Origin of the sequence: Halorubrum tibetense (assembly GCF_042661865.1) — an archaeon.
GTDB classification, from domain to species: Archaea; Halobacteriota; Halobacteria; order Halobacteriales; family Haloferacaceae; genus Halorubrum; species Halorubrum tibetense.
Genome location: NZ_JBHSWW010000289.1, coordinates 1 through 3,011 on the forward strand (window position 1 = coordinate 1; position 3,011 = coordinate 3,011).

Consider the following 3,011-nt stretch of genomic DNA (forward strand, 5'->3'; position numbering starts at 1 on the left):
AGGACAAGAACGCAACAGCGATGTCGTCAGTAACCGCGAGTAAACGCGACACAGCCCAAACCGAAGGTCTTCGGACCAATGTGGTGTTCGGGTTGACAACCAAAACGCGAGCTCTCATTCGAAGTCTCCTGGAACGGAGCGTGAAACAGGGTGACAACCCCGTAGAATGAGACAGTACCGTTGGCGTCAATACCAGAGTAGCAGGGGTCGGATATCCTCTGTGAACACCTCAGGCATCCCCTGAGAAGGCTAAACACTCCTCGAGACCGATAGCGAACAAGTAGCGTGAGCGAACGCTGAAAAGCACCCCGAGAAGGGCGGTGCAATAGGGCCTGAAATCAGTTGGCGATCGAGCGACAGGGCGTACAAGGCGTCTCTTGAAACGACCGAGAAGCGATTCTCTAGTAGGAAAAGAGACGAGCCGGCGTCGTGTCGTGCGTTTTGAAAAACGACCCAGGGAGTGTACTTACATGGCGAGTCTAACTCGTGAACCGAGGAAGGCGCAGGGAAACCGATACGGCCGCAGCACTTTGTGTGAGGGCCACCGTGTTCAAGCGCGGGGAGTCATGTGGGTACGACCCGAAACCAGGCGATCTATACGCGAGCAAGGTGAAGCGTGGCGAAAGCCACGTGGAGGCCTGTTAGAGTTGGTATTCTACAATATCCTCTCGTGACTCGTGTATAGGGGTGAAAGGCCCATCGAGCCTGGCAACAGCTGGTTCCGACCGAAACATGTCGAAGCATGACCTCTTCCGAGGTAGCCCGCGGGGTAGAGCTACCGATTGGATGACCCGCCTCCGAGAGGAGTCGGCCATCCTGTCGAACTCCAAACCCGCAGGCGCTGTAGACGAAGGGAGTCCGGTGCGCGGGGTAAGCCTGTGTACCGTGAGGGGAACAACCCAGAGCCGGGTTAAGGTCCCAAAGTGTAGATTAAGTGCGATTCGAAGGTGGTCTCAAGCCCTAAACAGCCGGGAGGTGAGCTTAGAAGCAGCTACCCTCTAAGAAAAGCGTAACAGCTTACCGGCCGAGGTTTGAGGCGCCCAAAATGATCGGGGCTCAAATCTACCACCGAGACCTGGCCGTGCCCGTAACAGGGCAACCGCGTAGGTCGGCGTACTGTCCGGATGGAAGCACGGGTGAGAACTCGTGTGGACCGTTCAGTAACGACAATCCTGGTCACAGTAGCAGCGATAGTCGGGTGAGAACCTCGACGGCCTGATGTGTAAGGGTTCCTCGGCACTGCCAATCAGCCGAGGGTCAGCCGGTCCTAAGATGCACCGCAACTCGACTGCATCAACGGGAAACTGGTTAATATTCCAGTGCCATCGTGCAATAAAAGTCGACGCCGTGTGGAACGCTGAGCCGGGCTTTCGCCCGGTCAAATCATGGAAGCTCGTGGACGCCGTCACGGCACGAAGCGAGCGAAACGTGAGATAGCGCAAGTCAGCCGTACATAGGGCCCGTGAAAAGACGAGCACGATGTCCGTACCGAGATCCGACACAGGTACACTGCCAGCGCAAGGCAAGGCCTGTCGGGAGAACCGACGTTAGGGAATTCGGCAAGTTAGTCCCGTACCTTCGGAAGAAGGGATGCCTGCTCTCGACGGAGCAGGTCGCAGTGACTCGGGCGCTCCGACTGTCTAATAACAACACAGGTGACCGCAAATCCGCAAGGACTCGTACGGTCACTGAATCCTGCCCAGTGCGGGTATCTGAACACCTCGTACAAGAGGACGAAGGACCCGTCAACGGCGGGGGTAACTATGACCCTCTTAAGGTAGCGTAGTACCTTGCCGCTTCAGTAGCGGCTTGCATGAATGGATAAACGAGAGCGCCACTGTCCCAACGTTGGACCCGGTGAACTGTACGTTCCAGTGCGGAGTCTGGAGACCCCCAAGGGGAAGCGAAGACCCTATAGAGCTTTACTGCAGGCTGTCGCTGAGACGTGGTCGCCGATGTGCAGCATAGGTAGGAGTCACTACACAGGTACGTGCGCCAGCACGCCACCGAGACAACATTGAAATACTACCCGTCGGTGACTGCGACTCTCACTCCGGGAGGAGTACACCGGTAGCCGGGCAGTTTGACTGGGGCGGTACGCGCTCGAAAAGATATCGAGCGCGCCCGAAGATCATCTCAGCCGGGTCGGGAATCCGGCGAAGAGCGCAAGAGCACAAGATGGTCTGACAGTGTCATTCCCAACGAGTGACGCTGACGCGAAAGCGTGGTCTAGCGAACCTACGAGGCTCCGAGATGGGGCCCGTAGATGACAGAAAAGCTACCTTAGGGATAACAGAGTCGTCACCCGCAAGAGCACATATCGACCGGGTGGCTTGCTACCTCGATGTCGGTTCCCTCCATCCTGCCCGTGCAGAAGCGGGCAAGGGTGAGGTTGTTCGCCTATTAAAGGAGGTCGTGAGCTGGGTTTAGACCGTCGTGAGACAGGTCGGCTGCTATCTATTGGGGGTGTTGTGGTACTTGACGTGAACGAACGTATAGTACGAGAGGAACTACGTTTGGTCGCCACTGGTGTACCGGTTGTGCGAGAGCGCAGATGCCGGGTAGCCACGCGACACGGGGTAAGAGCTGAACGCATCTAAGCTCGAAACCCACATGGAAAAGAAGTACCGTAGAGGTCACTCGTAGAAGACGAGTTAGATAGACTCGGGATGTACGCGTCGAGGCAACGAGGCGTTGAGTCCACGAGCACTAACAGACCGAAGCCACAGTCATAGGTTGACTGGCTTCCACACTCGCATGAGTTCAGGCGGTAACTGGATCGCACGTAAACACGGTAGTCCGGTCGAGAGACCGGGACCACCGACACAGGAGTCTCTCTGTTCAAGACGGAGAGTCTCGGTTCGATTCCGAGAGTCGGCGTAAGGGCGGCCATAGCGGTGGGGAAACACCCGTACCCGTTCCGAACACGGAAGTTAAGCCCACCAGCGTACCGGGAAGTACTGGAGTGCGCGAGCCTCTGGGAACCGCGGTTCGCCGCCCACCCATTCATA

At 57.1% G+C, this 3,011-nt stretch carries 2 rRNA genes; both read left to right on the top strand.

Going from position 1 to position 3,011, the window contains the following annotated elements:
• Positions 1-2,733: ribosomal RNA gene (locus tag ACFQEU_RS13835) — 23S ribosomal RNA — on the top strand; the annotation flags it as partial.
• A 148-nt stretch (positions 2,734-2,881) separates the two neighbouring features.
• Positions 2,882-3,003 (top strand): 5S ribosomal RNA (gene rrf, locus ACFQEU_RS13840).
• Positions 3,004-3,011 lie beyond the last annotated feature (8 nt).